Consider the following 25,964-nt stretch of genomic DNA (forward strand, 5'->3'; position numbering starts at 1 on the left):
ACGACACCAGACGTTAACAGTCGCGACGCCCGTACGGGGTGCTCAGTACGCGGCGTCGGCGGAGTACGCGGTGAACGCGCCGCGCAGCATGTCAACGGTCTCCTCGGTGAGCCTGGCGTGCGTGCTCAGGCGCACGGTGCCGCCCCGACTGGTGGCCGTGACGCCGTGGTTGTGCAGGGCGGCGCCCAGCGCGGTGAGGCGCTCTGCGGCGGGCTCCAGCACCACCAGGCCGGCCCGTTCCCGCGCGTCGCGGGACGAGCGCACCGGGATCCCGAATTCGTCGGCCAGCTCGACGAGTCGCTCGGCGTTCACGCCGACGGCAGCTTCGATGGCGGGCACGCCCACCCGGGCGATCTCCTCCAGCGCCGCCGAGAACCGGGCCTGGGCGACGCCGTCGGCGTTGGTGACCCGGAATGCGGACGCGGCCCGCACCGGTGGCGGCACCTCGTCCCAGGGCTCGGCCTGGTCGGTGCCGATGAAGCCGGACACCACCGGGGTGAGGCGCTCCACTGCGCGGTCGCTGAGGGCCAGGAACCCGGTTCCCCACCCCGCACGAGCCCATTTCTGGCCGCCGGAGGCGACGACGTCGGCCGCGTCCCAGGCCGCATCCACCACACCGAACCCCTGGATGGCGTCGACGATGAGCAGGCGGTCACCGATGACCTGGCGGATGCCGTCCAGGTCGACCCTGAACCCGGTGCGGGAGTCGACCAGGCTGACGGCAACGGCGACGGTGCCCGGGGTGAGCTGGTCCCGCACCTGGCCGGGCGTGACCTGGCCCGCGGTGTCCGAGGTGCCGTCGAAGGCCAGCCAGAGCGGATCGGCCACGTGCAGCGCCTCGGCGGCGCGCACGGCCGCGAAGGGCACGCTGGGGAAGTCCGCTGGGGAGAGCAGCACGTCGCCGGTCAGGCCGAACATGGCGTGCATGAGCCCCATACTGGTGTTCGGTTGCGCGGCGACCTGGTCGGGCCGGAAGCCGGTGACGGCCGCGACGGCGTGGCGCATCCGCAGGTCCTGCTCACCGAAATGGCCGAGGCTGCCGAACCGGGCCCGGGTGAGCACCTCGGTCTGGCCGAGCGCCTCGGCGGCGACGACCCGCGCGAGCGGCCCGATCCGGCCGTAGTCGAGGTAACCCGGGTCTTCGGTGAACCCGTCCAGATAGGCGTCCCAGGCGGCGCCGGAGCTCATCCGCCGAACCTGCGGTGCCGCTTGGCGTAGTCGCGCAGGGCCCGCAGGAAGTCGACCTGGCGAAGGTCGGGGCCGAGCGCCTCGACGAAGTAGAACTCGCTGTGGGCGCTCTGCCAGAGCATGAAGTCGCTGAGGCGCTGTTCGCCCGACGTGCGGATGACGAGGTCGGGGTCGGGCTGGCCGCCGGTGTAGAGGTGCTGGCCGATGAGCTCGGGGGTGAGGGTCTCGGCGAGGTCCTCGAGGGTGCCGCCGTGGGCGTGGTGGGTGGCCACGATGCTGCGCATGGCGTCGGTGATCTCGGTGCGACCGCCGTAGCCGACGGCGAGGTTCACGTGCAGCCCGGACTTGCCGGCGGTGCGGTCCTCGGCGGCGCCCAGCGCGCTCTCCAACGGACCGGGCAGGCACTTCTTCGAGCCGACCTGCTGCACCCGCCAGTCGCGGTAGTGCGAGAGGTCCTCGGCGAGGTCGGCGATGATCTCGAACAGGGCGGAGAGTTCCTCGGTGGGGCGTTGGGTGAGATTGTCGGCCGACAGCAGGTACAGGGTGACCACGGAGATGCCGAGGTCGTCGCACCACTCCAGGAATTCGCGCATCTTCGCCGCCCCAGCACGGTGCCCGTGCGCGGCGGAGTCGTAGCCGAGCTGCCGGGCCCAGCGCCGGTTGCCGTCGATGATCATGGCCACATGCTGCGGGAGCACCGCCGCGGTCAGGCCGCGGCGCAGGCGACGCTGGTAGACCCGGTAGAGGAGTCCGCGTCCGAGGGAGAATTGCCGCATGTGCACACAGTTACGCTAGTCCAATCCGGCTGGCGTTCGCGCCGCGCCACCCGTCGGCCTGCCGTATCCTGACTGCATGGCCTCCGCGGACGACATCCCGAATCTCCCCCTGCTCGAAGACGAGATCGAGCACCAGGTTCCCGAGAAGCCCACCTGGCGGGGCTGGATCCACGCCGGGGTGTTCCCCATCACCATCGTGGCCGGGATCATCCTGCTGGCGGCGGCCGAGGGCCCGGCGGCCAAATGGAGCTCCGCGGTGTTCGTGGTCAGCTCGCTGCTCCTGTTCGGCAACTCCGCGCTGTACCACCGCTTCAACTGGCAGCCGCGCACCCGGATGATGCTCAAGCGCATCGACCACGCCAACATCTTCCTGCTCATCGCCGGGTCGTACACTCCCATCACCGTGCTGGCCCTGCCGCCGGAGAAGTCAGTGCTGCTGCTCAGCCTGGTCTGGGGCGGGGCCATCCTTGGCATCGCGTTCCGGGTGTTCTGGATCAACGCGCCCCGCTGGCTCTACGTGCCGCTGTACCTCGCGCTCGGCTGGGGCGCGCTGATGTTCATCGTCGACTTCTTCCAGGCCGACGCCGTGATGATGACCCTGATCATGGTCGGCGGGCTGTGCTACTCGGTCGGCGCGGTCGTCTACGGCCTCAAGAAGCCCAACCCGGTTCCCGGCGTGTTCGGCTTCCACGAGATCTTCCACTCGCTCACGGTGGTGGCGTTCCTCTGCCACTGGGTCGCGATCCTGATCATCGCGACCCACCCGCTGTACCCCTGAGGCCCGCTGTACCCCTAGGACCGCTCTACCCCTGAGGCCCGCTTACCCCTGAGAGTTGTCAGTCTTCTTCTGCTCGGCGCTGTTCTGATCGGTGCTGTTCTGATCGGCGGCCGCAGCGGCCGCGGCGGCGTCACGCTCGGCAACCTCCGCCTGCAGGCGTTCCTGCATCTCGGCGCGGTAGTTGGTGCGGCGGATGCGGCGGGCCAGGTCCATGCCCAGCAGCAGGGTCACGGCGGCCACGAAGAAGATCGCGAAGAAGCCCCACGGCCCGGGCGTGACGGTGTCCGGGTTGAACTCCGGCGGCGGGGTGTTGCTGAGGATGAAGCCGACCACCGGGGCGAAGACGGCGCTCATGCGTCGTCCCTGTCGCTCACGCCGGCGAAGAGATCGGATTCGGGCATGTCACTGTCAACTTTCGATTCGACGAGTTGGAAGTCCTCGTACGGCCAGGCCTTGCGCACCATGTCGTTGGGCCAGAAGAAGAAGCTGCTGGTGGGCGACACCTGGCTGGCGTGGGCCTTGAGCGCCTCGTCGCGTACCTCCAGGAAGTCGCCGATCGGCACGTGCGTCGTCGCCAGCTTGGGGTACTCGCTCATCCGTTCCCGTGCGGTGGCCAGCGGTTCGAGCAAGTCGGAGTCCGGCTCGGTGACGCTCAACTCGAGGTACATGGCATCCATGCGCTCGAGGTTGAAGATGCGGTCGTAGTACAGCTTGTCGATCTGCCACGCGGGCCCGGCATCCGGGTAGCGGTCGGCGTCGGCGGCGGCCCGGAACGCCTCCAGGGAGACCTCGTGGCAGCGGATGTGGTCGGGGTGCGGGTAACCCCCGTTCTCGTCATAGGTGATGAGGACCTGCGGGCGGAACTCGCGGATGATCCGCACGAGCGGTTCGGCGGAGTACTCCAGCGGGATGTCGGCGAAGGAGTTCTTCGGCACGCCGCCGTCGTCCTGCATGCCGGAATCCTGGTAGCCCAGCCAGCGGTGCTGGATGCCCAGCGCCTTCTGGGCGGCCGCCATCTCCAGCCGGCGGAGACCGGAGAGGTCCCGTGCCGCCATGGCCGAATCCGCCAGGTCCTCGTTGAGGATGCTGCCGCGCTCCCCGCCGGTGCAGCTGACGATGAGCACCTCGGCGCCGAGGCTCCGGTAGTACGCGTATGTCGCCGCGCCCTTGCTCGATTCGTCGTCGGGATGAGCGTGCACTGCCAAGAGCCGCAGGGTCAAGAAAACTCCTCAGAAATGCCAGCTAACCTTGGGTCAAGCCTAATCGTAGAACCGGAAGTGTGGAGTCGTCAGTGCCCGTGAGCAGCAACCTCGACGATCGCTATGGACGCACGTCCGGAACCCGGCTGCGTGACCGTAGGGTTCTGTGGATCACCGCGGGAGTGTTCGCGCTGGTCCTCACCGCGTGGGTCGTCTGGGCCGGCCTGGACGGTGCGGCGCCGTCGATCGAGGCCAGGGACATCGGGCACCAGATCATCGATGAGAACAGCGTCAGCGTGACCTTCGAGGTCTCCCTGCCCACCGGCACGGAATCCAGCTGCGCCGTGCAGGCGCTGAACGAGACCTTCACGACGGTGGGCTGGAAGGTCATCGACCTGCCCGCATCCACGGACTACACGCGCTCGTTCACCGAGGTCTTGCACACCACGGAGCTGAGCAACACCGGATTGATTTACCGTTGCTGGTTGACCTAGACTGATGTATTCGCCCTGGCAATAGTCGGGGCGTCCGCTGTATTTCTGAACAGCTGTATTTCTGAACAGCTGTATTTCTGAACAGCTGTATTTCTGAACAGCTGTATTTCTGAACAGCTGTATTTCTGAACAGCAGTATTTCTGAACAGCAGTATTTCTGAACAGCAGTATTTCTGAACAGCAGTATTTCTGAACAGCAGTATTTCTGAACAGCAGTATTTCTGAACAGCAGTATTTCTGAACAGCTGTAGTTCTGCACAGCAGTACGACCCACCAGTAACACAGCGTCCCACCAGTAGCACAGCGCTGCATCCGGCCATCGGCCGTCTCAGCGGCGAACGGCCGCCACCCGCGGCACCATCGGCGCACCATCTGCCGGCGCATCACCGATCAGCACGAGAAGGAGAGAACCATGACTACCGAAACCTCGGTCACCTGGCTGACCCAGGAGGCCTACGACCGCCTCGCTGCGGAGCTGGACACTCTCAGCACCGTCGCTCGCATCGATATCGCCAACAAGATCGAATCCGCTCGTTCGGAGGGTGATCTCAAGGAGAACGCCGGCTACCACGCTGCCAAGGAAGAGCAGGGCAAGATGGAGGCGCGCATCCGCACCCTCACCCTGCTGCTGCGCACCGCCGAGGTGGGCCACGCCCCCGAGAGCAAGGGCATCGTCGAGCCCGGCACCATCATCACCGCCACGATCGCGGGCGATGAGTCGCGCTTCCTGATCGGCAGCCGGGAAATCGCCGGCGACAGCGACCTCGACGTCTACAGCGAGAAGAGCCCGCTGGGCGAAGCGATCATCGGACTCAAGGTGGGCGCGAAGACGAGCTACGAGACCCCCAACGGCAAGCAGATCGCCGTGGAGATCCACCTCGTGGAGACCTTCACCGGGTAGATCCCGCAAGCGAACGAGAAAGGCCGGCTGCGTGTGCAGCCGGCCTTTCGTCTTTCCTGCGTGCTGTGCTGCTAGTCCGTGCGCGGGTCGTAGCCGGCGGCACGCAGCGTCTCGACGACGTGCTGGCGGTGCTCGGGGCCGCGGGTCTCCACGCTGATGTCGAGTTCGACCTCGCTGATCTGCAGGCCCACCCCGTGCCGGGTGTGCAGCACCTCGATGACGTTCGCGGCGGCCTCGGCGAGCAGTTCGGAGATGCGGGCGAGCTGGCCGGGGCGGTCGGGCAGCATGATGCGCAGCTTGAGGTACCGGCCGGATGCGGCCAGGCCGTGGCTGATCACGCGCTGCATGAGCAGCGGGTCGATGTTGCCGCCGGAGAGCATCGCCACTGTGTTGCCCGTCGCGGTGATCTTGCCGGCGAGGATGGCCGCGACCGAGACGGCGCCGGCCGGTTCGACCACGAGCTTGGCGCGCTCGAGCAGCACCAGCAGCGCCCGGGCCATGTCGTCTTCGCTGACGGTGACGATCTCATCGACGGCGTCTCGGATGATCGCGAAGTTGAGCAGGCCCGGCTTGGCCACGGCGATGCCGTCGGCCATGGTGGGGGTGATGTCGATGGCGAGGGCCTCGCCGGCAGCCAGTGACGGCGGGTAGGCCGCGGCGTTCTCCGACTGCACCCCGATGACCCGGATGGTGCGGCCGTGGCTGGCGGCGTACTGCTTGAGCACGCTGGCCATGCCCGCGGTGAGGCCGCCGCCGCCGATCGGCACGATCACCGTGTCGAGGTCGGGCACCTGGTCGAGGATCTCGAGGCCCAGGGTGCCGGCGCCGGCGACAACATCCGGGTGGTCGAACGGGGGAATCAGGATGGCGCCGGTCTCGCGGGCGTATTCGGCCGCGGCCAGGAGCGGTTCGGTGACGGTGTGGCCGCGCAGGATCACCTGGGCGCCATAGTCGCGGGTGGCCTGCAGCTTGGGCAGGGCAACGCCGACGGGCATGAAGATGGTCGCCTGGATACCCAGCTCGCGGGCGGCGAACGCCACGCCCTGGGCGTGGTTGCCGGCCGAAGCGGCGACGACGCCGCGGGCCTTCTCCTCGTCGGTGAGCTTGGAGAGCCGGTTGTAGGCGCCACGGATCTTGTACGACCCGGTGCGCTGCAGGTTCTCGCACTTGAGGAAGACCGGCGATCCCAGGATCGTGGACAGGTAGCGGGAGCTCTCCATCGGGGTGACGTCGGCCACCCGCGCGACCACGGCGCGGGCCGCCTCGAAATCGGCCAGGGTGGGGCCGGCGAGGGCCGGTTCTGCCAGGGGAACGGGTGTGTCTGTCATGAACGGGTCTTTCGGGCTTGAGCGGTGGCGGCGGGGCTGAGGGGGCGGGACTGCCGGAAGCCCGGTCGCTGCGGCACGGTCTGCCACAGCACCGACCCGGCCGGCGTGCCCAGTGGCGGCAAGTCGCCACGCCAGGCGCCGCTGTGGATGTAGCTGATCATAACGTTCAGTACGGCGGCGACGGGCACCGCGAACAGTGCACCGGGGATGCCGGCCAGGAGCGCCCCGGCGGCGACGACGAGCACCACGCCGAGCGGATGCACCTTCACGGCGGTGCCCATGATCAACGGTTGCAGCACGTGACCCTCGATCTGCTGCACCAGCAGCACCACCGCGAGCATCAACAGGGCAACGAACCAGTCGTTGAAGATCAGGGCGATGACCACCGCCACCGCACCCGTCGCGACGGCGCCGACGATGGGCACGAAAGAGCCCAGGAAAACGAGCACGCCGATCGGGATGGCCATCGGCACGCCGAGGAAGAAGGCTCCCAACCCGATTCCGACGGCGTCGATGGACGCGACCAGGATCTGCACCCGGGCGAAGTTGCCCAACGTCGTCCAACCGGCGATGCCGGCGCCGTCGATGGCGGGGCGGGCCCGGCGCGGGAAGAGCCGCACGATCCACTTCCAGATGCTCGCGCCGTCGATGAGGATGAACAACAGGCTGAACAGGGCCAGCAGCGCCCCGGTGAGCAGGTGCCCCACCGACGACCCGACCGAGAGCGCCCCGGTGATGAATACCTGGCTGTCGGCCTGCACGGCGTCGACGACGTCGCTGAGGTACCGGCTGATCTCGGTCTCGCTCAGCTGCAACGGTGACGCCGCCAGGGCCTCCTTCAGGCTCGCGTACGAGGAGGTGAACCGGGCGCTCAGCCCGGAGGAGCCAGCGGCGATCTGGGTGACGGCGAGGGTGACCAGGCCGGCGATCACGGTGAGGGTGCCCACCAGGGCCACCGCCACGGCCAGGCCCTTGGGCCAGTGGTGCCGGGTGAGGAACCCGACCAGCGGCACGAGCAGCGCCGAGACCAGCACCGCCACGAGCAGCGGGATGACGATGAATCGCAGCTGCACCACCAGGAAGAGCACGACGGCGATGGCGGCGGCGATCACCAGCAGCCGCCAGGACCAGGCGCCGGCCAGACGGAGTCCCGCCGGAAGGTTCTCGTCGACGCCGTTCGGCACGGCCGGTTCCACGGCGACCTCGTCCGGCACCGTATCGCCCGGCACCGAATCGCCCGGCACCGAATCGCCCGGCACCGCGTCCCCCGGCGACAGCGGTGCGAGCGCGGCCGTCACCGGCGCGGCAGCGCCCTGGACCTTCCCGCTCCTACGTTTGCCGAACCACCCGGACCGTCCCGTCGATGTGCTCACCGGACCAGTCTAAGACGGTGCGACAACCGAAACGGGGGCGCCGGCCGCGGCGGGTCCCGACGCGTCCTCCACCGGCACCGGCGCGCCGCCGAATCGTACGGAGACCTTCTCGCCCACCTCCAGCCGCTGGCGCACGTCGTGCTGCACGACGACGGTTCCACCGTGCTCCAGCAGCACGCTGGTGCGCCGCAGCGAGCCGAGAAAACTGGACAGCAGCACCGTGCCCGGCAGGGCCGTCTCGGGCACAGCCATCCCGGGCACAGACCGGGCGGAGGACGCTCCGGCACTTTCCAGGGTGAGGTCTTCCGGGCGCACGAAGATGCGCACCGGGCCGTCCGCCTGGGAGGGGTCCAGCAGCGGCAGGGTCACTCCGTGCACCTCGGCGAAACCGTGCCGCACCATTCCGGGCAGCCGGTTGGACAGGCCGACGAAATCGGCGATGAACGGGGTCGCCGGCCGGGTGTACAGCTCCTCCGGGGTGCCGACCTGCTCGATCCGGCCGTCCCGCATCACCGCCACCCGGTCCGCCACCGCCAGGGCCTCGTCCTGGTCGTGGGTCACGAACAGGGTCGTGATGCCCAGCTCCGTCTGGATGCGCCGGATCTGTTCGCGCAAGCCCACCCGCACCTTCGCGTCCAGGGCGGAAAGCGGTTCGTCCAGCAGCAGCACCCGGGGTTCGGTCACGAGCGCCCGGGCCAGCGCCACCCGCTGCTGCTGGCCGCCGGAGAGCTGGTGCGCGTACCTGTCGTAATGGGCGTCCAGGCCGACGAGAGCCAGCGCATCCGCGGCCCGGGTGCGGCGCTCCGCGGCCGGCACCCGGCGCATCCGCAGCCCGAATTCGACGTTCTGGCCGGCGCTGAGGTGCGGGAACAGGGAGTAGGACTGGAACACCATCCCCATGTCACGGCGGCTGGTGGGCAGCCAGGAGACGTCGTCGCCGTCGATCAGGATGCGGCCGTCATCGGTGTTCTCCAGGCCCGCGAGGACCCGCAGCGCCGTGGTCTTGCCACTGCCGCTGGGGCCGAGCAGTGCGACGAGTTCGCCGGCCGCGAGGGTGAGGTCGAACTCGGTCAGCGCCAGGTGGTTGCCGAACCTCTTGACCACCCCGGCGAATTCGACGACGGCCCCGGCGCGGGGGGTGGGCTGCGCTGTGGGCTGCGCTGCGCGCGCTGACGGCTGGCTCATGGGCGGGCTCCGGTCGGGGTCGGGGTCGGGGTCGGGGTCGGGATCGGGGTGAGGGGCGTGGTGGTGCGCCGCCGGCGTTCGGTGCCGAGCCGGCCGATCGCGATCAACAGCAGGAACGCCACGAACAGCGCCACCAGCGAGAGGATCACGGCCGTGTACGGGTCGTTCTTGCTCACCACCACCAGCGCAGTCTGCAGGTTGACCCGGTTGAGCAGGGAGGCGATGGTGAACTCGCCCAGCACAACGGCGACGGCGATGAAGGCGCCGGCCAGGATGCCGCGGCGGAGGTTGGGCACCAGCACCCGCACGAGCACGCTGCCCCAGCCGGCGCCGAGAGTGCGGGCAGCCTCGCTCAAGGTGCGCACGTCTACGCCGTCGAGGTTGGCTTGGATCGCCCGGTAGGCGAAGGGCAGCACGGTGATGCCGTAGGCGAACGCGAGGGTCCAGACTCCGCTGCCGGCGAGGCGGGCCACGACGGAGAACACCGGGGCCAGGCCCACCACGAGCACGATCGCCGGGATCGAGATCGGCAGGATGCAGATGATCTCCAGCGTGCGGCGCAGGCGCGGGAAGCGGATGTGCACAAGCAGCATGGTGGGCACGAGCAGCAGCAGCACGATGGCGACGGTGCCGACCGCCAGGCCCACCGAGTTGCCCAGCGCCACCAGCACGGGCCGGTACTCACCGGTGAGGCCGCCGGCGAACAGGTCGGTCCAGCGGTGGAAGTCGTACCCGCCGGCGAGGCCCCGCCGCAGCGTGAATTCGATCATCGCCAGGATCGGCACCGCGAAGACCAGCCCGACGCTGCCGAGGATCAGGCCGCGGGCCAGCCGGCTCGGGGCGTGGGCGACGCCGCCACGCGTGCGCAGGCCGGCGCTCATCGTTGCCACCTCGCCGCGCGGGACTGCAGCACGGAGTAGCCGATCATCACGGCGGTCATCACGAGGATCATGCCGAGGGCCAGGGCCCCGGCCAGGTTCTCCCGGCCGAGCATGGTTTCGCTGGTCAGGGCCGACCGGATCTGCAGCGGCACGATCTGCGAGCCCTGGCTGGTGAGGGCAGCGGCGGTGGCGTAGGACGAGAACGCGTTGGCGAACAGCAGCAGCAGGCTGCCCAGGAACGACGGGGCCAGCACCGGCAGGGCTATCCGCAGCCAGTAGCTGCGGGTGCTGCCGCCGAGGGTGGCGTTGGCCTCGGCCCAGGTCGTCTTCAGCGAGACCAGGGCGGGCATGAAGGTGATCACCATGAGGGGAACCTGGAAGTAGATGTAGGGCAGCACCAGGCCGGGCAGTTCGTAGAGCCACACGCCGTCCGCGTAGATGTCGATACCGAACGTGTCGCGCAGCAGCACCGTGATCATGCCCTGGATGCCGATGGTCGCGACGAACGCGAAGGCGAGCATGACCCCGCCGAACTGGGCGAGCACGCTGCTGAGCGAGTCGATGGTGGAACGGAGCGGCCCGTCCGGGGCCGCGCCGAGGAGCGCGTAACAGACCAGGGCGCCGACGACGGCGCCGATCACCGCGGTCAACGCCGACAACCCGATCGAGCTGCCGAAGGCGTTCAGCACGACGGGGTCGCCGAGGGCGGCGACGGTGTCGAGGGTGAAGCCGCCATCGCCGTCGACGAACCCGGTGCCGACGGCGATCAGGGTCGGCAGCGCGAGGAAGAGCAGCACGTAGACCGCGAACGGCAGCAGCCCGAAGGCTGCTGCCGGCACACGGAACCTACTGGACAGCCGCTGCCCACTTCTCGCCGAGGAGCGTCGCGGCGGCTTCGCTCTGGTCCGCCGTGGGAACCACCGTCTCGTCGGGCACGGCGGGCAGCGCGTCGAACAGGTCGGCGTCGATGGTGCCGTCCGCGGCCATGGCCTCGGCGAGCACGGGGCGGGCGCCGCCGGCCAGCCACAGGTTCTGGGCGTCGTCGCTGTAGAGGAACTCCTGCCAGAGGCGCGCCGCGGCGGGGTGCGGGGCGTCCTTGTTGATGGCCTGGTTGTAGTAGCCGGCGTACCCGGTGCCGGGAAAGACCACGACCTCCCAGTTGCGCTCACCCTCCAGCTGGGTACCGTAGCCCACGTTGAGGTAGTCCCAGTCGAAGACGACCGGGGTCTCACCGGAAGCGATGGTGGCGGGGGTCGGGTCGATCTTCACGAAGTTGCCTGCGGCGTTGAGGTCGCTGAAGAAGTCGATGCCGGCCTGGAAGTCGTCGACGGAGCCGTCGTTCTGCACGGCGGCCAGGCCGACGGCGGCGAACGCGGCGCCGGCCTGGGTCGGGTCGCCGTTGATGGCGACCTTGCCCTTGTACTCGTCGCCGAGCAGGTCGCTGAGTTCTTCCGGCGCCGGCACGGCGTCGGGGTCGTAGCCGACGGCCATGTATCCGCCGTAGTCACCCACGAACAGCCCGCTCTCTTCCTTCAGGGCGTCGGGGATGTCGGACCAGCTGGCCACCTGGTACGGGGCGAACTGGTCGGTGCTGGAGAGCGCGACGGCCAGGCCGAGGTCGAAGACGTCGGGGGCGGTGTCCTGGCCGGCCAGGTTCTCGGCCGCCTGGATCTCCTCGGCGCTGGAGCCGTCGGGGGCGGCCTCGGTGATGGTGATCTCCGGGTATTTCTCGGCGAAGAGGTCGAGCACGGCGCCGTAGTTGGCCCAGTCGCGCGGCAGGGCGATCACGTTCAGGGCGCCCTCATCGATGGCGGCGGCCTCGAGGGCGGCCAGGTCACCGAAGGCGGACAGGCTGGTGGCGGTGGCCGCGTCGACGGAACCGTCGGTGCCCGCGGCATCCGCGGCTCCCGAGCAACCGGTCAGGGTGAGGGCGACGATTGCGGTCGCTGCGATGGTGGCCGCCAGGGTTCGGGTGGTAGGCAAGGGTCCTCCGTAGGGGAAGTCGGGGTATGAGCAGTCAGGTACCGGGTTACCGATCGCTGTGAGACTAGAAGCGCCGAATGGCTGAGGGGCGCCACCGCGTTGAACGGCGCGTGAACGTCGGATGTCCCTGGCCGCCGGTAGGGTCGAGGCGTGGTCCAGACCCTCTCCCCCGCCCTCGCCCGCCGCGTCGCCCTGGCCGCGCAGGGCTTCGGTCGCCCGCCCGCGACCAGAGCTCCCGGCATCCGCCAGCTCGGCGCCCTGGTGGACCGGCTCGCACTGCTGCAGATCGACTCCGTCAACGTCTTCGAGCGCAGCCACTACATGCCCGCGTTCAGCCGGCTCGGACCGTACGACAAGGCACAGCTGGACCGGCTCAGCAGCGGCGCGAATCCGCGCCTGACCGAGTACTGGGTGCACGAGGCCTCGCTGATCCCGGTGGATGACTGGCCGCTGTTCCGCTGGCGGATGCAGGCATACCGCGACCGGGCCGCCGCCGACGACGCGCACTGGTCGCAGGAGAACGCCCCGATGCTCGCCTGGCTCAAGGCGGAGCTGGCGGCCAACGGCCCGATGCGGGCCAGCGCCATCGAACACGACGCCAACAAGAACCGCGGCCCGTGGTGGGGCTGGTCAGACGTGAAGATCGGCCTGGAGACCCTGTTCCGCTGGGGCGACGTGGTCAGCGGCGGCCGGGAACGCTTCGAGCGGGTCTACGCGCTGCCCGAGCAGGTCTTCTCCACCGAGCTGCTCGACCGGGAGATTCCGGCCGCCGACGCCCACCGGGCGCTCATCGCCCAGGCCGCCCGGGCGCACGGTATCGGCACCGTGAAGGACCTGGCCGACTACTTCCGGCTGCGCACGGAGCCGGCCAGGGCCGCGATCGACGAGCTCGAGGACGCCGGTGAGCTCATCCCGGTGCAGGTTCCGGGCTGGGGCAGGAACGGTGCCCCCGGCGATGCGTGGCTGCACCGGGACGCCCGGCTGCCGCGCCGGATCGACGCCGCCGCCGTGCTCAGCCCGTTCGACCCGGTGGTGTGGGAACGCGCCAGGGCGCAGCGCCTGTTCGACTTCCACTACCGGATCGAGATCTACACACCCAAGGAGAAACGCCAGTTCGGCTACTACGTGCTCCCGGTGCTGCTCGGCGACACCATCGTGGGCCGGGTCGACCTCAAGAACGACCGGCAGTCCGGGGTGCTGCGGGTGCAGGCCAGCTGGGCCGAGCCCACCGCCCCGACGGACACTGCCGCCCGCCTCGCCGGGGTGCTCCGCAGCACGGCCGCCTGGCAGGGCCTGGACACCATCGAGGTGGTCCCCCGGGGCACCCTCGCGCCCGCCCTGGCCGCCGAGCTTGCCGCCCAGCTTGCCTAGCCGCAGCAACTGTTCCCGCTGCGGACAAAAGGACCCGGCACACCGGGACCACTTGTCCGGTGCGGGACCAGTTGGGTCAGGCCGCGCTGGCTAGAACTTACTGCCCATCGCGTGCAGGCGCTCGATGCGCTCGCCCAGCGGCGGGTGGGTGGCGAAGAGCTTGTCCATCACGCCGGGCTTGAGCGGGTCGGCGATCCAGAGGTGCGCCATCGAGGTGTTCTGCTTCCGCATCGGGCGGCCGTATTCGCCGAGCTTGGCCAGGGCGCTGGCGAGCGCATCCGGCTGCCGGGTGGTGAGCGCGCCGGTGGCATCCGCGAGGTATTCGCGCTGCCGGGACACGGCCAGCTGCACGATCGAGGCGATCAGCGGGGCCACGATCATGGCGACCAGGCCGAACACCAGCACGACGGGGTTGCCGTTGCTGTTGTTGTTGCGGCCGAAGAAGGCCATCCGCAGGAACATGTCGGAGATGAAACCCACGGCCACGACGAGGCCGAAGACGATCATCGATACCCGGATGTCGTAGTTGCGCACGTGCCCGATCTCGTGGGCCATCACGCCCTCGAGTTCGGCGTCGTCCATGATGTCCAGCAGCCCGGTGGTCGCGGCCACGATGGCGTGCTGCGGGTCGCGGCCGGTGGCGAAGGCGTTGGGCGCGGGGTCGTTGATGATGTACACCTCGGGCATCGGCGTGCCGGTGGTGATCGACAGGTTCTCCACGATGCGCCAGAGCCGCGGGTGGTCGGTGACGCTGTTCACCCGGATGCCGCCGCTCATCGACACGGCCTGGCGGCCGGCGGCGAAGTACTGGATGAGCGCATAACCGGCCGCGACCACGATCGTCAGGATCAGGATGCCGTAGCCGCCCTGGCCGTAGACGGCGTTGGCCAGCCAGCCCAGACCGGAGATGATCGCCAGGAACAGCACGATGATGAAGACGGTGTTGCGCTTGTTCCGCGCGATCGCGCTATACATGGATCCTCTTCAGGGTTACGGCTCGTTCGGGGGTGCGGTTAGAACTGCACGCGCGGCGGCTCGGCGATGGCCGCGGAGTCGGTGACCTCGAAGAACTCGCGCTGGCTGAAACCGAGCTGCTTGGCGAATGTGTGGTTCGGGAAGGTCTGCATCTTGGTGTTCAGCTCGCGCACACCGCCGTTGTAGAACCGGCGGGAGGCCTGGATCTTGTCTTCGGTGTCGACCAGCTCGCCCTGCAACTGCAGGTAGTTCTGGCTGGCCTGCAGCTGCGGGTATGCCTCGGCGACGGCGAAGATGCTCTTCAGGGCGGACTGCATGTGGTTCTCCGCCGCGGCGGCGTCGACCGGGCCCTGCGCGGACAGGGTCTCGGCGCGGGCCTTGGTGACGTTCTCGAAGACTGACTTCTCGTGGGCTGCGTAGCCCTTGACCGTCTCGATCAGGTTGGGGATCAGGTCGGCACGACGCTTGAGCTGCACCGTGATGTCGCTCCACGCTTCATCCACCCGCACCTTGAGGGTGACGAGCGAGTTGTACGTCGCCCACAGGTAGATACCCGCGATCGCAACGAGTGCGACGACGATGAGAACCGGGATGAGCCATTCCATGGCAGCGTCTCCTTGCGATTGAACGTGCGAGACGGAACGCACGAGGCGGGCCGCCGCAGCATGTGTGCGATGCAGCCATCATAACGAAGGCCACCTGGGCTCCCACTCCCTTCCCATCACACTCCAAGCAACCTCCCCGCTGATTGCGTGACTTTATGTCCTGACCGGCGAATAATGCAGGCATGGACACAGTGTCGGAACCCGCGGTGGTGGTGTCGGAGCTGCACGCCCGGCGGGGCTCGCACCGGGTGCTGCGCGGCCTCAGCCTCTCGATCCCTGCGGGCCTGGTCGTGGGCCTGATCGGGCCGAGCGGGTCGGGCAAGACCACCCTGATGCGGGCGATCGTGGGCGTGCAGGTGGTGCAATCCGGTGCGGTGACCGTGCTCGGCCGCCCGGCGGGCTCCGCGGAGCTGCGGCGGCGGGTGGGCTACGTCACCCAGGATGCCAGCGTGTACGACGACCTGACGGTACGGCAGAACCTGGACTACTTCCGTGCGGTGCTCGGCGCCGGCCGCGCCGACGTGGACCGGGTGATCGGTGCGACGGACCTCGGTGCGGCCTCCCGCCAGCTGGTCGGCTCGCTCTCCGGCGGCCAGCGCAGCCGGGTGTCGCTTGCCGTGGCGTTGCTCGGCTCCCCCGAACTCCTGGTGCTGGACGAACCGACCGTCGGGCTGGACCCCGTGCTGCGGCGGGACCTCTGGGCGCTGTTCCACGGCCTGGCTGCCGGCGGCACCAGCCTGCTCGTCTCGAGCCACGTGATGGACGAGGCGGCCCGCTGCGACCGGCTGCTGCTGATGCGTGACGGCGACGTCCTCGCCGACGACACCCCGGCCGGGCTGCTCGCCGCGACCGGGGCGGCCGACATCGACGCCGCGTTCCTGGGCCTGATCGGCAACACGAGCGGGAACAGCCGATGACCCCGATGCGCACACTGGCCACCACCGCCCGGGTGCTCCGCCAGATCCGGCACGACCCTCGCACCATCGCGCTCCTGCTGCTGGTGCCGAGCCTGCTGGTCGGGTTGGTGGCCTGGATCTTCTCGGACACCGATGTCTTCCAGAGCGTGGGCCCGGCCATGATCGCCCTGTTCCCGTTCATCGTGATGTTCCTGGTCACCAGCATCACCACACTGCGGGAGCGGCGCACCGGCACGCTCGAGCGGCTGCTGTCGATGCCGCTCGGCAAGGGCGACCTGATCCTGGGCTACACCCTCGCGTTCGGCCTGCTCGCGGTGCTGCAGTCGAGCATCGCGGTGCTGTTCGCCGTCACGGTCTGCGGCCTCGAGATCGAGGAGTCGGTGTGGCTGCTGGTGGCGGTCGCCGTGGCCGACGCGATCCTCGGCACCACCCTGGGCCTTTTGGCCAGCGCGTTCGCGCGCACCGAATTCCAGGTGGTGCAGTTCATGCCGGTCATCGTGTTCCCGCAGATCCTGCTCGGCGGCATCTTCCTGCCGCGGGACCAGCTGCCCGAGGTACTGCAGGCGATCAGCGACTGGTTGCCGCTCTCGCACGCCGTCGACGCGCTCAACGCCGTCGCCACCGGCAGCGAAGACACCGCCTACGTGCTCGGCGAGCTGCTGATCATCCTGGCCTGGATCGTGGGCGCCGTGATCCTCGGCTCGATCACCCTCCGCCGCCGCACGCCCTGACCGTCCGCGCCCCGTGAGCAGGGCACGCCTCCCGGCCGGTGTGGGGGGCTCAGGTCACGGCTCGCGGGCTGTGGGGTGGGTCAACGGGAGCGGGTTAACGGGAGCTGAGGAGGTGCTGCAGCCAGGTGTAGCTGAGTTTGGGGGTGCGCGGGCGGGACGGGTCGGTGAAGTCGATGTGGACCAGGCCGAAGCGTTGGGTGTAGCCGGTGGCCCATTCGAAGGAGTCCAGCAGGGACCAGACCAGGCAGCCGCGCAGGGCGACCCCCTCGGCGGGGCCGCCGGGCTGGACGGCCTCCACGGCGGCCACGAGGTGCTCGGCCAGGTAGTCGATGCGGGCGAGGTCGCTCACGGCGCCCTGCGCATCCGTGCGGTCGGGGAAGCCGGCGCCCGCGAGCGTGAGGTACACGGGCGGCAAGGCGTCGGCGTACCGGTCCCGCAGTTCGGTCAGGAGCACGGGCAGGTATTCCGGCGCGATCGGCGAGCCGGACCCGGTCACCGGATGCTCCCGGAACGCCTCGAGACGGAACGGGAGCCGGTTCACCGCCGGGATGTCGTCGGGCTTGCCCGCCGGCACGGCCGTGCGGCGCACCCCCGCCGCAACCCGGCTGGGCGCGGTGTAACTGACCCCGTAGAAGTCCAGCGGCTGGTGGATGGTGCGCAGGTCGTCCGGTTCGATCTCGTGCAGGTAGCGCAGTTCGTTCTCGAACACGCCGACCGGGTCGGGGTAGCGGCCGAGCAGCACGGGGTCGGCAAACAGCCGGTTCTGCAGCAGGTCGTACAGGGCCGCCGCATCCCGGTCGGCCTCGCGGTCGGTGCCGGGTTGCACGGGGGTGTGCTGGTTGGTGATGCCCACCTGGCCGCGCACGTCCGCGGCGCGCAGGCCCTGCACGGCCAGGCCGTGGGCGAGCAGCTGGTGGTGGGCGGCCGGCAGGGCGTCGAACAGGAGCGTCTCCCCGGGGGCGTGCACCCCGGTCATGTAGCCGTTGACGGTGACGGTGGCGGGGTCGTTCACGGTGACCCAGGCGTCGATGCGGTCGCCGAAGACCTCGCCCATCTGGTGCGCGTAATCGCCGAACCGCAGCGCGGTGTCGCGGTTCAGCCAGCCGCCGCGGAGCGCGAGCGGGGTGTCCCAGTGGTGGAGCGCGGCCATCGGGCGGATGCCGGTGCGCAGCAGCTCGTCGAGCAACCGGTCATAGAAGGCCAGGCCGGCGCGGTTGAGCGACCCGCGACCGTCGGGCTGCAGGCGCGGCCAGGCGAAGGAGAACCGGTACAGGTCCGCGCCGAGCTCGCGCAACAGGGTGACGTCGTCGGTGAGGTTCGCGATGTGGTCGGCCGATACCGACGCGTTCTGGCCGTCGAGAATGCGGCCCTTCTGCCGGGTGAAGGCGTCCCAGCTGGATTCGCCCCGGCCGCCGTCCCTGGCGCCGCCCTCGATCTGGAAGGCGGAAGTGGCGGTTCCGATCTGGAAACCGGTGGGCAGCCGGTCGCCCAGCTCCCCCGCGCGGTGCTGCCAGGCGCGGGACGCCGGGGTATTGCTGTTCATCGGCCGAGGACTCTTTCCAGGTAGCGGTTGCTGAAACGACGCTCCGGATCGAGCCGGTCCCGCACGGCGAGGAAGTCGTCGAAGTGCGGGTACACCGCCCGCAAGGCGTCGGCGTCGAGGTCGTGCATCTTCCCCCAGTGTGGGCGTCCGCCGTGCGCGCGCATAATCGGCTCCACCCCGGCGAAGTACTCACCAGGCTTCTCGCGGTAGTACCGGTGCACGGCGATGTAGCCGGTATCCCGGCCGAAGCCCGTGGACAGCCAGCTGTCGTCGGCCGCGGCCGAGCGCACCTCGAGCGGGAAGGAGATCCGCCAGCCGCGTTTCTCAATCAGCGCGCGCACCTCACGGATGGCGTCGGGCACCTGTTCCCGCGGGAGCGCGTATTCCATCTCATGGAACCGCACGGTGCGGTTGGTGACGAACACCCGGTGGGAGAGGTCGGTGTAGTCGCGGCGGCCGGTGAGCCCGTCGGCGAGCCGGTTGACCGGGGGCACCAGCGCCGGGATCACCACGCCGGCGGCGCAGGTGCCGCGGTAGAAGCCGTTGGCGAGGAGTTCGTCCTCGACGAAGCGGCGCATCCGGCCGAGCGGCGCCCTGGCGGCGCCCGGGGGCAGCCGGGTGTTGGTCTTGGTGAGCACCGCGTCGGTGTGCGGAAACCAGTAGAACTCGAAGTGGTCCGCGGTGGCGCTCCGGGCCAGGTAAGACTCGAGCACCGACTCGTACGGTTCATTGGTCTCCACAGCGTGCAGCAGGTACGCGGGCACGCACTGGATGGTGACGTCGACCAGGATTCCGAGGGCACCGAGTCCCACCCGCACGGCGGGCAGCAGCTCGGCGTTCTCGGTCTCGCTCACAGTGAGCAACGATCCGTCTCCGGTGACGAGGGTCACGCCGACGACCTGGCCGGCCAGGCCGGTGAACCCGCCGCCGGTGCCGTGTGTGCCGGTGGAGATGGCGCCGGCGATGGTCTGCCGGTCGATGTCGCCCATGTTCTGCAGGGCGAGGCCGTACGGCTTCAGCAGCGCCGGCAGCTGGTAGAGGTGGGTGCCGGCGGCGAGGGTCACCCGGCCGGCGGCCTCGTCGACGGCACGCACCCCGCTCCAGTCGAGGTCGAGCTGCACACCGGGGGCCAGGGCGATGCCGGTGAAGCTGTGCCCGGCGCCGACGGCCTTGATGCGCGACCCGGTGCGGCCGGCGGCGAGTACCGCGCGTTGCACGGCCTCGGCGCTGCTGGGCCGCTCCACCCGGGCCGGGATCACCGACTGGCTGCGCGCCCAGTTGCGCCAGAGGGCGCCGCTGGCGCTCACAGGAAGGCCTTGCCCTCGCCTCGATAGGTTGGCAGCATGTCGACAACATTTCCGTCGTGGACCAGGGCGAATTCGTTGACGTGCTCGCTGAGCTCCCCCGACTTGGTGTGCCGCATCCAGACCCGGTCGCCCACCCGCAGGTCGCGGGCCGCGGCGCCCGTGACGGGGGTCTGCACCTCGCCGGCCATCTCCCGGGGAACCAGGTTGAGGCCCTCCGGCCAGACCAGGCGGGGCGAACGGTCGGTGCCGGGCGGGCCGGAGGCGATCCAGCCGCCGCCGAGCAGCGTCGCCGACGCCGGGGTGGGCTTCCGCACCACCGAGAGCGCGAACGCGGCCGCCGGCGCCGGCCGGAACCCGGAGTAGTTGTCGAAGAGGTGCCCGCCGAAGAATCCGCTGCCGGCGGCGATGTCGGTGACCGAGGTGTCGGCGTGGGTGCTCTCCAGCGACCCGGTGCCGCCGCCGTTGACGAACTCGAGATTGGCAACCTGCCGGACGGCCGCGACGGCGGCGGCGCGGCGGGTGCTGATGTCGACGATGGAGTTGTTGCGCACCCAGCGGTTCACGCGCCCCAGCACCGGGCGCCCGGCGGGCTGGTCGACGAGGCCGGCGATCTGGGCCTCGTAGGCCATCAGCCCGACCAGGTCGAAACCTGGGCGGGACACGATGGCGACGGCGAGGGCCCTGGCGTCCTCCGGCGTGTGCACGGGCGAACGCCAGACGCCGAGGTGGCCGAGCACCGGCGCGTTCCAGGATGCGTCGAGCTCGAGACAGACCCGGATCTTCTCCCGCCGGGACGGCGGGAGCACCGCGTCGACGGCATCGAGGTGGTCGAGCGAGTCGACCATCAGCGTGACCCGGCCGGCCAGCTCGGCCGACCGGCCGAGCCGGAGGATCGCGTCCACGTCGACGCTGGGGTAGCCGACGACGACGTCGTCGATGCTCTCGGCCAGCCAGAGCGCCTCGGGCAGCGTGTACGCCAGTACGCCGCTGTAACCCGGCAGGGCGAGGGCGGCTTCGAGCACCCCACGCACCCGCAGGGACTTGCTGGCGATGCGGATCGGGGTGCCGGCGGCGCGCCCGAGCATGTCGTGGGTGTTGTGCCGCAGCGCGTCCAGGTGCAAGACCCCGACGGGTGTGTCCAGGCCCCGGGTGGCCGCGGTGAGCCCCTCCCAGTACGACTGGGCGGTGAGCCACGGCGCCGTTTCCGGGCGGACGGACAGGTCGAGGGTGGATTCGGGGATCACGGGCTCACCTTTTTCGGGTCGGTGTTCGTGCGGGCGCGCCCGAGGGCCGCGACGGAGTCTGCAGCGAGGTCGAGCAGGGTGGCGGTGGCCGGGTCGTCGCGGTCGACCAGCCAGGCGACGGTGACGCCGTCGGTGAGGGCGACGAGCAGGCGGGCCACGTCATCGACGGGGCGGAGCCACTCGCATCCGCTCTGCCGGGCGGCGGACTCCAGCGCCGTCGCGGCGAGGGCGTGGTAGGCGTCGTACTGTTCCCGGGCCAGGTGCTGCATCTCCGGGGACCGCAGGGCGTACTGGGTGAGCTCGAGCATGGCCTTCTCGCGGAGCGGTTCGGCGACCAGGTGGTCCGCGTAGCGCTGCAGTCCGCTGCGCAGGATGCGCCGGAGCGAGTCCACGCCCGGGGCCACGGGGGCCTCTCCCGCCGGAGCCGCGGGCAGGACAGCGGAGGCCTCGTCGGCCGTGACCGAGCGGATGAGCTCGGTCATCAACTCGTCCCGGCTCTCGAAGGCGTAGTGGAAGCTGGCCAGCTTCATTCCGGCCTCCGCGACGATGGCCCGGGTGGTGGCGTGGGCGACGCCCCGCTCGGCGACCACCCTGAGGGCGGCTCCGACCAGTGCACTGCGCCGGTCCACCGCGGATATGCGTGTCACGGGTGCACCTCGGTTTCGAGTCATGGGGTTTCGACTCATGGGGTTTCGACTCATGGGGTTTCGACTCATGGGGTTTCGACTCATGGGGTTTCAACTCATGGGAGTGGGGCAGATGACCCAGTCGCCAGTATGCCGCACCGGTCGGGCGAACACCGGATTTCAGCTCATAACAACTTCGGCAAATTCCGGGTCGGGGAGGCGCGCCACGTTGACATTCACCGGCATGGCCCATGGAATGGAGGGAGGGGGTTCATGTCCACGCAACGTCGCAGTTCCGCGCACGGGCCGGTCATCCGACCCCGTCGCCGGCTGAAGCGCGCGTCGATGCTGGCCGGCGCGGTCCTGGGCCTGCTGCTCACCGTTCCCCTGCTGGGTCCGCCCGCATCGGTGTCGGCCGCCACCTCGACGCCCACGCCGACCGCCACGGCGACGGCCACACCGACGCCGACGCCTACCGCGACCCCGACGCCCACTCCCACGCCGACGCCCACCCCAACGCCCACGACGAGCTCCGCGCCGACGCCCCCGAAGGCGCCGCTGGAAAGCGCCGCCCCGGCACCGTCCGTCGCCCCGACGCCATCGGTTTCGCCCACCTCGACGCCATCCCCGACTGCCACCAGGTCGCCCTCGCCGGCGCCCACGGCCACGGCCACTCCCACCCCGACGCCGACACCAACTCGTAAGCCGACGGCCACACCGACGCCGAAACCGACCGCAACGCCGACTCCGACGCCCACTCCCACTCCCACTCCCACGCCAACGCCCACGCCCACGCCCACGCCCACGCCCACGCCGACCCCCACACCGACGTCGCCACCGCCGGCATCCGCCCCGACGATCGACGCGCCGGCCACCGGCAGCTTCGTCGGCGGCAGCACCAGCATTTCCGGCAGCCGCGACCCCGCCCACGAAATCCAGCTCCTCTCCCCCACCGGCGGGGATCCGATCTGCATCGTCGCCACCGACGGGACCCCGACCTGGAGCTGCGCCGGCGTGCTCCTGCCCAGCGGACCGGCCGTCCAACTCCGGGTCGTGGCCACCGGCCAGGCGAGCTTCTCCGCCTCGCACACCGTACGGGTGCTGCAGGCGCCCACCGTCACGGGCGGGGCGACCGGCCAGTCCAGCACCGGCGGGCTGGTCCGCGGAACGGGCTACCCCGGCGCCACCGTCACCGCCACCCTCGCGGGCGGCCAGAGTTGCTCATTCACCGTCGACTCCTCCGGCGCCTGGGCCTGCCTGCTGCAGGGCGGCCTGGTCAGCGGTCCTGAGCAGATCACCGCCTCCCAGCAGACCGGCTTCAGCGCCCCGGACTCGTCCCCGGCCAGCGCTCCGGTGTCCCTGACGATCGACGTCGATGCCCCGGCCTCCCCCGTGGTGGTCGCCCCCACCGCCGGCAGCACGGTGTCCCTGGCCGGGTCGCAGTACTACGGCCAGGGCGAGAACGGGGCCACCGTCACCGTCTTCGCCGGCCCGTACTCGGTGTGCAGCAGCGTCGTCTCCGGTGGCACCTGGTCCTGCTCCGGCTCGGGTGTGGCCGCCGGCTCCTACCCCCTGCGCGCGGTGCAGCAGGATGCGGCGGGCAATGTCAGCGCCGGCAGCGAACCCATCCGGGTGCGCTTCGGCCCCGCCGCGGCCACGCCATCCCCCACGGCGACCCCGCAACCCACGCCCAGCCCCACCGCCGCCGTGCCGGCCACGCCGACCCCGGCCGCATCAGCGCCCCCGGCCACACCCTCTCCCACCACACCGGCTCCCACCACACCCGGCAGCCCCTCGGCGACCCCGACGCCCGGCGTCCCGGCCCCGTCCGGACCCGACGACGAGGCCGGCGCGCCCCCGGAGTTGACGGTGCCCGGAGGCTGGAGCGACCCCACCCAATTCAGCACCGCCGTGATCCCGCCGTGGACCGTGGCCCAGTTCCCGTGGCCGCAGGCTGCCCTCCTCACCCTGGGTGCGCTGTTGCTCCTCGTCTTCCCCGCCCGGCTGCTGGCCGGCACGGTCTCCCGGGCCAGGGGCGGCCGGCCGATCTTCACCGGGCACCACGTCGCGGGCCGCAATCACCCCCGCGAAGACTTCGAGGTGGCCCCGACGGTCCAGCTGAGCCAGTCCGTCATCGGCGGCGTGGCCCTGGTTGCTGCGTCGGTCTTCGTGCTGCTCTCCGGCCCAGTCGCCGGCACACCGAGCTACCTGCGGTTACTGCTCGCCGTGCTGCTCGCCCTGGCCGTGGTGAACGCCGTGGCCATGCTGGTGCCGCAATGGTGGGGTTCCCGCGCCCTGCACCTGGACGTGACCACCACCATCCTGCCTCGCTACCTGGTGCTGGTGGCGATCACCGCTCTCGCCTCCCGGGCCCTCGAGCTGCACCCCGCCCTGCTCTTCGGCCTGCTGGGCAGTGTGGTGGTGCGCACCGGGCCGCTCGCCGCTGAACGGGGCAAGCTCGCGGCCGTGCGGGCGGGCAGCCTGCTGGCGCTCGGGCTGGTCGGCCTGGTCGTCGTGGGCACGCTTCCCACGGCCGACGGGTTCGTCAGCACCCTCGCCGCCGAATTCGTGAACACGGTGGTGCTGGCGTCGATCGGTTCGGCCGTTCTCGTGCTGATCCCGGTGGGAAGCACCAGCGGACGCAGCGTCCTCGCCTGGTCGCCGCCGGTCTGGGCGGCACTGACCGTGCCGGCGTTCCTGGCCCTGTTCGTGCTGCTCTCCCCCACGATCGACGCCTGGACCGGCGACGGCAGCGTGCGGCTGCTCTGGGTGGCCGGCGTGCTGTTCGCCGGGGTGAGCGTGGCCGCCTGGGCCTGGCAGCGCTTCGTGCTCCCCGCGCAGCGCTGACCGGTACAGCTGCACCGAGCGGCAGTGTTGCCCTGAGAGGCAGTGTTGCCCTGAGAGGCACTGTTGCGCTGAGAAACAGCACCGGGCCGTGCGTGATGGTGCCCCCGCTGGGATTCGAACCCAGACTGTGACGATTTTAAGTCGCCTGCCTCTGCCGGTTGGGCTACGGGGGCACGCCCGACTAACGAGCAGTCGGGCATCACGAGCGGATACCGCACGAGCGTGCGGCATCCACTGGTGACTTTACGGTGCGGCGACGGTCTCCGTGCCGGATTCGGCGGCGGCGACCTCGACGGGCTTCTTGACCGGAGCCTTGCGCGGCGCGCGCGGCGCCTTGACCGGCGCGGCCGGGGCCTCGGCGGGGGCGGCGACCGGCGGCTTCGGACGGGAGGCGAACTGCTCGAACACCGCACGCGGGGTTTGCACAGCCTCGATGGACACGATGTCGCGGCCGAGGAAGATGTTCAGCACCCAACCACCGACAACGCGGATCTTGCGCTCCCAGCTCGGCATGGCCAGGCCGTGGTAGCCGCGGTGGGCGACCCAGGCCGGGAAGCCCTTGAGGGCGAACTTGCCGGACTGGAACGCACCGACACCCAGGCCAAGGCCCGCGACGGCGCCCAGGTTCTTGTGGTTGTACTCGACGGTGCCTTCGCCGCGGAGGACCGCGACGATGTTCTTGGCCATCAGCTTGCCCTGACGAACGGCGTGCTGCGCGTTGGGCACGCAGAAGCCGCCGACGCCGCCGCCGGAGAGGTCGGGAACGGCGGTGATGTCGCCGGCGCCCCAGGCATCGGCAATGATCTCGTCCTCGGTGCCCACGCGCAGGTCGGTGCGCACCTTCAGGCGGCCACGCTCCTCGATCGGCAGGTCGGTGTTGCGCACGATGCCCGGGTTCGCCATGACGCCGGCGGTCCAGACGATGAGGTCGGATTCGAACGACTCACCGGTGGAGAGCTCGATCACGCCGTCGACGGCGGAGGTGAGCTGGGTGTTCAGGTGCACCTCTGCGCCACGCTCGGCGAGGTTCTTGATGACCCAGAGCGCGGTCGACTCGGACACCTCGGGCATGATGCGACCCATGGCCTCGATGAGGTGGAAGTGGGTGTCCTCGAAGGCGATCTCCGGGTACTTCGTCAGCAGCGAGCTGGCGAAGGAGCGGAGTTCCGCGAAGACCTCGATGCCGGCGAAGCCGCCGCCGATGACCACGAAGGTCAGCAGGCGGTCGCGCTCGGGGCCGGCGGGCAGCTGGGCTGCCTTGTCGAAGTTGGTGAGGACCTTGTCGCGGATCGCGACGGCTTCCTCGATGGTCTTCAGGCCGATGGCCTGGTCGGCGACCCCGGGGATCGGGAAGGTGCGCGACACGGCGCCGGCGGTGACCACGACGATGTCGTATTTGAATTCCCACGGCTCGCCGACGGGCGGCGTGATGGTCGCGGTCTTCTCGGCGTGGTTCACGTGGGTGACCTTCGCGGTGAGGACGCTGGTCTTCTTCAGGTGGGCGCGGTGCGCGACGACCGAGTGGCGGGGATCGATCGATCCGGCGGCCACCTCGGGCAGGAACGGCTGGTAGGTCATGTACGGCAGCGGGTCGACCATGGTGACCTCGGCTTCGCCGGGGCGCAGCCACTTCTCCAGCTTCCAGGCGGTATAGAACCCCGCGTAGCCGCCACCGACGATGAGAATTTTGGGCACGATTAGAAGGCCTCCTA

Annotated in this window: 24 protein-coding genes and 1 tRNA gene; 7 read left to right on the forward strand and 18 right to left on the reverse strand. The window is 70.1% G+C overall.

Going from position 1 to position 25,964, the window contains the following annotated elements; all coding sequences use genetic code 11:
* Positions 1-42: 42 nt before the first annotated feature.
* Both ACU5E9_RS06175 and ACU5E9_RS06180 read right to left on the reverse strand, forming a co-directional pair.
* Positions 43-1,188 carry an aminotransferase class V-fold PLP-dependent enzyme gene (locus ACU5E9_RS06175; protein WP_456812737.1) on the reverse strand — a complete coding sequence of 382 codons (1,146 nt, stop codon included), beginning with the start codon at positions 1,186-1,188 and terminating at the stop codon, positions 43-45.
* Positions 1,185-1,964 carry an isoprenyl transferase gene (locus ACU5E9_RS06180; RefSeq protein WP_456812738.1) on the reverse strand — a complete coding sequence of 260 codons (780 nt, stop codon included), beginning with the start codon at positions 1,962-1,964 and terminating at the stop codon, positions 1,185-1,187. Before ACU5E9_RS06180 ends, ACU5E9_RS06175 begins: the two co-directional genes overlap by 4 nt.
* Before the next feature lie 76 nt (positions 1,965-2,040).
* Here ACU5E9_RS06180 and trhA point away from each other — a divergent pair, with 76 nt between their 5' ends.
* On the forward strand, positions 2,041-2,742 hold the full coding sequence (gene trhA / locus ACU5E9_RS06185) for a PAQR family membrane homeostasis protein TrhA (RefSeq protein WP_456812739.1): 702 nt from the start codon (positions 2,041-2,043) through the stop codon (positions 2,740-2,742).
* Positions 2,743-2,784: 42 nt separating this feature from the next.
* On the opposite strand, the gene ACU5E9_RS06190 is transcribed toward trhA, so the two are convergent.
* Together ACU5E9_RS06190 and mca are read right to left on the reverse strand one after the other, a co-directional pair.
* The gene (locus ACU5E9_RS06190; protein WP_456812740.1) at positions 2,785-3,096 is read right to left on the reverse strand and encodes a hypothetical protein; all 312 of its coding nucleotides are present in this window, start codon (positions 3,094-3,096) and stop codon (positions 2,785-2,787) included.
* Entirely contained in the window at positions 3,093-3,962 is an 870-nt protein-coding gene (gene mca / locus ACU5E9_RS06195; protein WP_456812741.1) for a mycothiol conjugate amidase Mca, read from the reverse strand. The genes ACU5E9_RS06190 and mca overlap by 4 nt, the downstream gene beginning before the upstream one ends.
* Before the next feature lie 77 nt (positions 3,963-4,039).
* Here mca and ACU5E9_RS06200 point away from each other — a divergent pair, with 77 nt between their 5' ends.
* Both ACU5E9_RS06200 and greA read left to right on the forward strand, forming a co-directional pair.
* Positions 4,040-4,435, forward strand: coding sequence for a DUF4307 domain-containing protein (locus ACU5E9_RS06200; RefSeq protein WP_456812742.1), 396 nt, complete (start codon positions 4,040-4,042; stop codon positions 4,433-4,435).
* Between the two features lie 412 nt (positions 4,436-4,847).
* Entirely contained in the window at positions 4,848-5,336 is a 489-nt protein-coding gene (gene greA, locus ACU5E9_RS06205) for a transcription elongation factor GreA (RefSeq protein ID WP_456812743.1), read from the forward strand.
* Positions 5,337-5,407: 71 nt separating this feature from the next.
* Here the strand turns inward: greA and ilvA are convergent, their stop codons facing one another.
* From ilvA to ACU5E9_RS06235, 6 genes are read right to left on the reverse strand one after another with little or no spacing between them, the layout of a single operon-like run.
* On the reverse strand, positions 5,408-6,664 hold the full coding sequence (gene ilvA, locus ACU5E9_RS06210; RefSeq protein WP_456812744.1) for a threonine ammonia-lyase: 1,257 nt from the start codon (positions 6,662-6,664) through the stop codon (positions 5,408-5,410).
* Positions 6,661-8,037 carry an AI-2E family transporter gene (locus ACU5E9_RS06215; protein ID WP_456812745.1) on the reverse strand — a complete coding sequence of 459 codons (1,377 nt, stop codon included), beginning with the start codon at positions 8,035-8,037 and terminating at the stop codon, positions 6,661-6,663. Before ACU5E9_RS06215 ends, ilvA begins: the two co-directional genes overlap by 4 nt.
* Positions 8,038-8,046: 9 nt before the next feature.
* Positions 8,047-9,222, reverse strand: a complete 1,176-nt coding sequence (locus ACU5E9_RS06220) for an ABC transporter ATP-binding protein (protein ID WP_456812746.1) — start codon at positions 9,220-9,222, stop codon at positions 8,047-8,049.
* On the reverse strand, positions 9,219-10,103 hold the full coding sequence (locus tag ACU5E9_RS06225; protein ID WP_456812747.1) for an ABC transporter permease: 885 nt from the start codon (positions 10,101-10,103) through the stop codon (positions 9,219-9,221). The genes ACU5E9_RS06220 and ACU5E9_RS06225 overlap by 4 nt, the downstream gene beginning before the upstream one ends.
* Positions 10,100-10,960 (reverse strand): ABC transporter permease, encoded by an 861-nt coding sequence (locus tag ACU5E9_RS06230; RefSeq protein WP_456813506.1) that lies wholly within the window; start codon positions 10,958-10,960, stop codon positions 10,100-10,102. The genes ACU5E9_RS06225 and ACU5E9_RS06230 overlap by 4 nt, the downstream gene beginning before the upstream one ends.
* Positions 10,950-12,086: an ABC transporter substrate-binding protein gene (locus ACU5E9_RS06235; RefSeq protein ID WP_456812748.1), complete on the reverse strand. Its 1,137-nt coding sequence runs from the start codon at positions 12,084-12,086 to the stop codon at positions 10,950-10,952. Before ACU5E9_RS06235 ends, ACU5E9_RS06230 begins: the two co-directional genes overlap by 11 nt.
* Before the next feature lie 150 nt (positions 12,087-12,236).
* Between ACU5E9_RS06235 and ACU5E9_RS06240 the strand changes: the two genes are divergently transcribed.
* Complete coding sequence (locus tag ACU5E9_RS06240; RefSeq protein WP_456812749.1) at positions 12,237-13,457, forward strand: winged helix-turn-helix domain-containing protein; 1,221 nt, start codon at positions 12,237-12,239, stop codon at positions 13,455-13,457.
* 90 nt (positions 13,458-13,547) lie between these two features.
* Here the strand turns inward: ACU5E9_RS06240 and ACU5E9_RS06245 are convergent, their stop codons facing one another.
* Positions 13,548-14,432: a M48 family metalloprotease gene (locus ACU5E9_RS06245; RefSeq protein ID WP_456812750.1), complete on the reverse strand. Its 885-nt coding sequence runs from the start codon at positions 14,430-14,432 to the stop codon at positions 13,548-13,550.
* Between the two features lie 38 nt (positions 14,433-14,470).
* Positions 14,471-15,037 carry a LemA family protein gene (locus tag ACU5E9_RS06250; RefSeq protein WP_456812751.1) on the reverse strand — a complete coding sequence of 189 codons (567 nt, stop codon included), beginning with the start codon at positions 15,035-15,037 and terminating at the stop codon, positions 14,471-14,473.
* 182 nt (positions 15,038-15,219) lie between these two features.
* Here ACU5E9_RS06250 and ACU5E9_RS06255 point away from each other — a divergent pair, with 182 nt between their 5' ends.
* Together ACU5E9_RS06255 and ACU5E9_RS06260 are read left to right on the forward strand one after the other, a co-directional pair.
* Positions 15,220-15,954 (forward strand): ABC transporter ATP-binding protein, encoded by a 735-nt coding sequence (locus ACU5E9_RS06255; protein ID WP_456812752.1) that lies wholly within the window; start codon positions 15,220-15,222, stop codon positions 15,952-15,954.
* Positions 15,951-16,685 carry an ABC transporter permease gene (locus ACU5E9_RS06260; RefSeq protein WP_456812753.1) on the forward strand — a complete coding sequence of 245 codons (735 nt, stop codon included), beginning with the start codon at positions 15,951-15,953 and terminating at the stop codon, positions 16,683-16,685. Before ACU5E9_RS06255 ends, ACU5E9_RS06260 begins: the two co-directional genes overlap by 4 nt.
* A 94-nt stretch (positions 16,686-16,779) precedes the next feature.
* Here ACU5E9_RS06260 and ACU5E9_RS06265 read toward each other — a convergent pair whose 3' ends face one another.
* The 4 genes from ACU5E9_RS06265 to ACU5E9_RS06280 are packed head-to-tail and all read right to left on the reverse strand — an operon-like array spanning position 16,780 to position 21,426.
* Entirely contained in the window at positions 16,780-18,228 is a 1,449-nt protein-coding gene (locus ACU5E9_RS06265) for a glycoside hydrolase family 1 protein (protein ID WP_456812754.1), read from the reverse strand.
* Positions 18,225-19,535, reverse strand: coding sequence for a D-arabinono-1,4-lactone oxidase (locus tag ACU5E9_RS06270; RefSeq protein WP_456812755.1), 1,311 nt, complete (start codon positions 19,533-19,535; stop codon positions 18,225-18,227). The genes ACU5E9_RS06265 and ACU5E9_RS06270 overlap by 4 nt, the downstream gene beginning before the upstream one ends.
* Entirely contained in the window at positions 19,532-20,779 is a 1,248-nt protein-coding gene (locus tag ACU5E9_RS06275; RefSeq protein WP_456812756.1) for an alanine racemase, read from the reverse strand. The genes ACU5E9_RS06270 and ACU5E9_RS06275 overlap by 4 nt, the downstream gene beginning before the upstream one ends.
* Positions 20,776-21,426, reverse strand: a complete 651-nt coding sequence (locus ACU5E9_RS06280; RefSeq protein WP_456812757.1) for a TetR/AcrR family transcriptional regulator — start codon at positions 21,424-21,426, stop codon at positions 20,776-20,778. The genes ACU5E9_RS06275 and ACU5E9_RS06280 overlap by 4 nt, the downstream gene beginning before the upstream one ends.
* A 252-nt stretch (positions 21,427-21,678) precedes the next feature.
* Here ACU5E9_RS06280 and ACU5E9_RS06285 point away from each other — a divergent pair, with 252 nt between their 5' ends.
* Positions 21,679-24,252, forward strand: a complete 2,574-nt coding sequence (locus ACU5E9_RS06285) for a hypothetical protein (RefSeq protein ID WP_456812758.1) — start codon at positions 21,679-21,681, stop codon at positions 24,250-24,252.
* Between the two features lie 96 nt (positions 24,253-24,348).
* On the opposite strand, the gene ACU5E9_RS06290 is transcribed toward ACU5E9_RS06285, so the two are convergent.
* Both ACU5E9_RS06290 and ACU5E9_RS06295 read right to left on the reverse strand, forming a co-directional pair.
* Positions 24,349-24,425 (reverse strand) — tRNA-Leu (locus ACU5E9_RS06290).
* 70 nt (positions 24,426-24,495) lie between these two features.
* The gene (locus tag ACU5E9_RS06295; protein WP_456812759.1) at positions 24,496-25,947 is read right to left on the reverse strand and encodes an NAD(P)/FAD-dependent oxidoreductase; all 1,452 of its coding nucleotides are present in this window, start codon (positions 25,945-25,947) and stop codon (positions 24,496-24,498) included.
* Positions 25,948-25,964 lie beyond the last annotated feature (17 nt).

This window comes from Cryobacterium sp. AP23 (assembly GCF_054075385.1).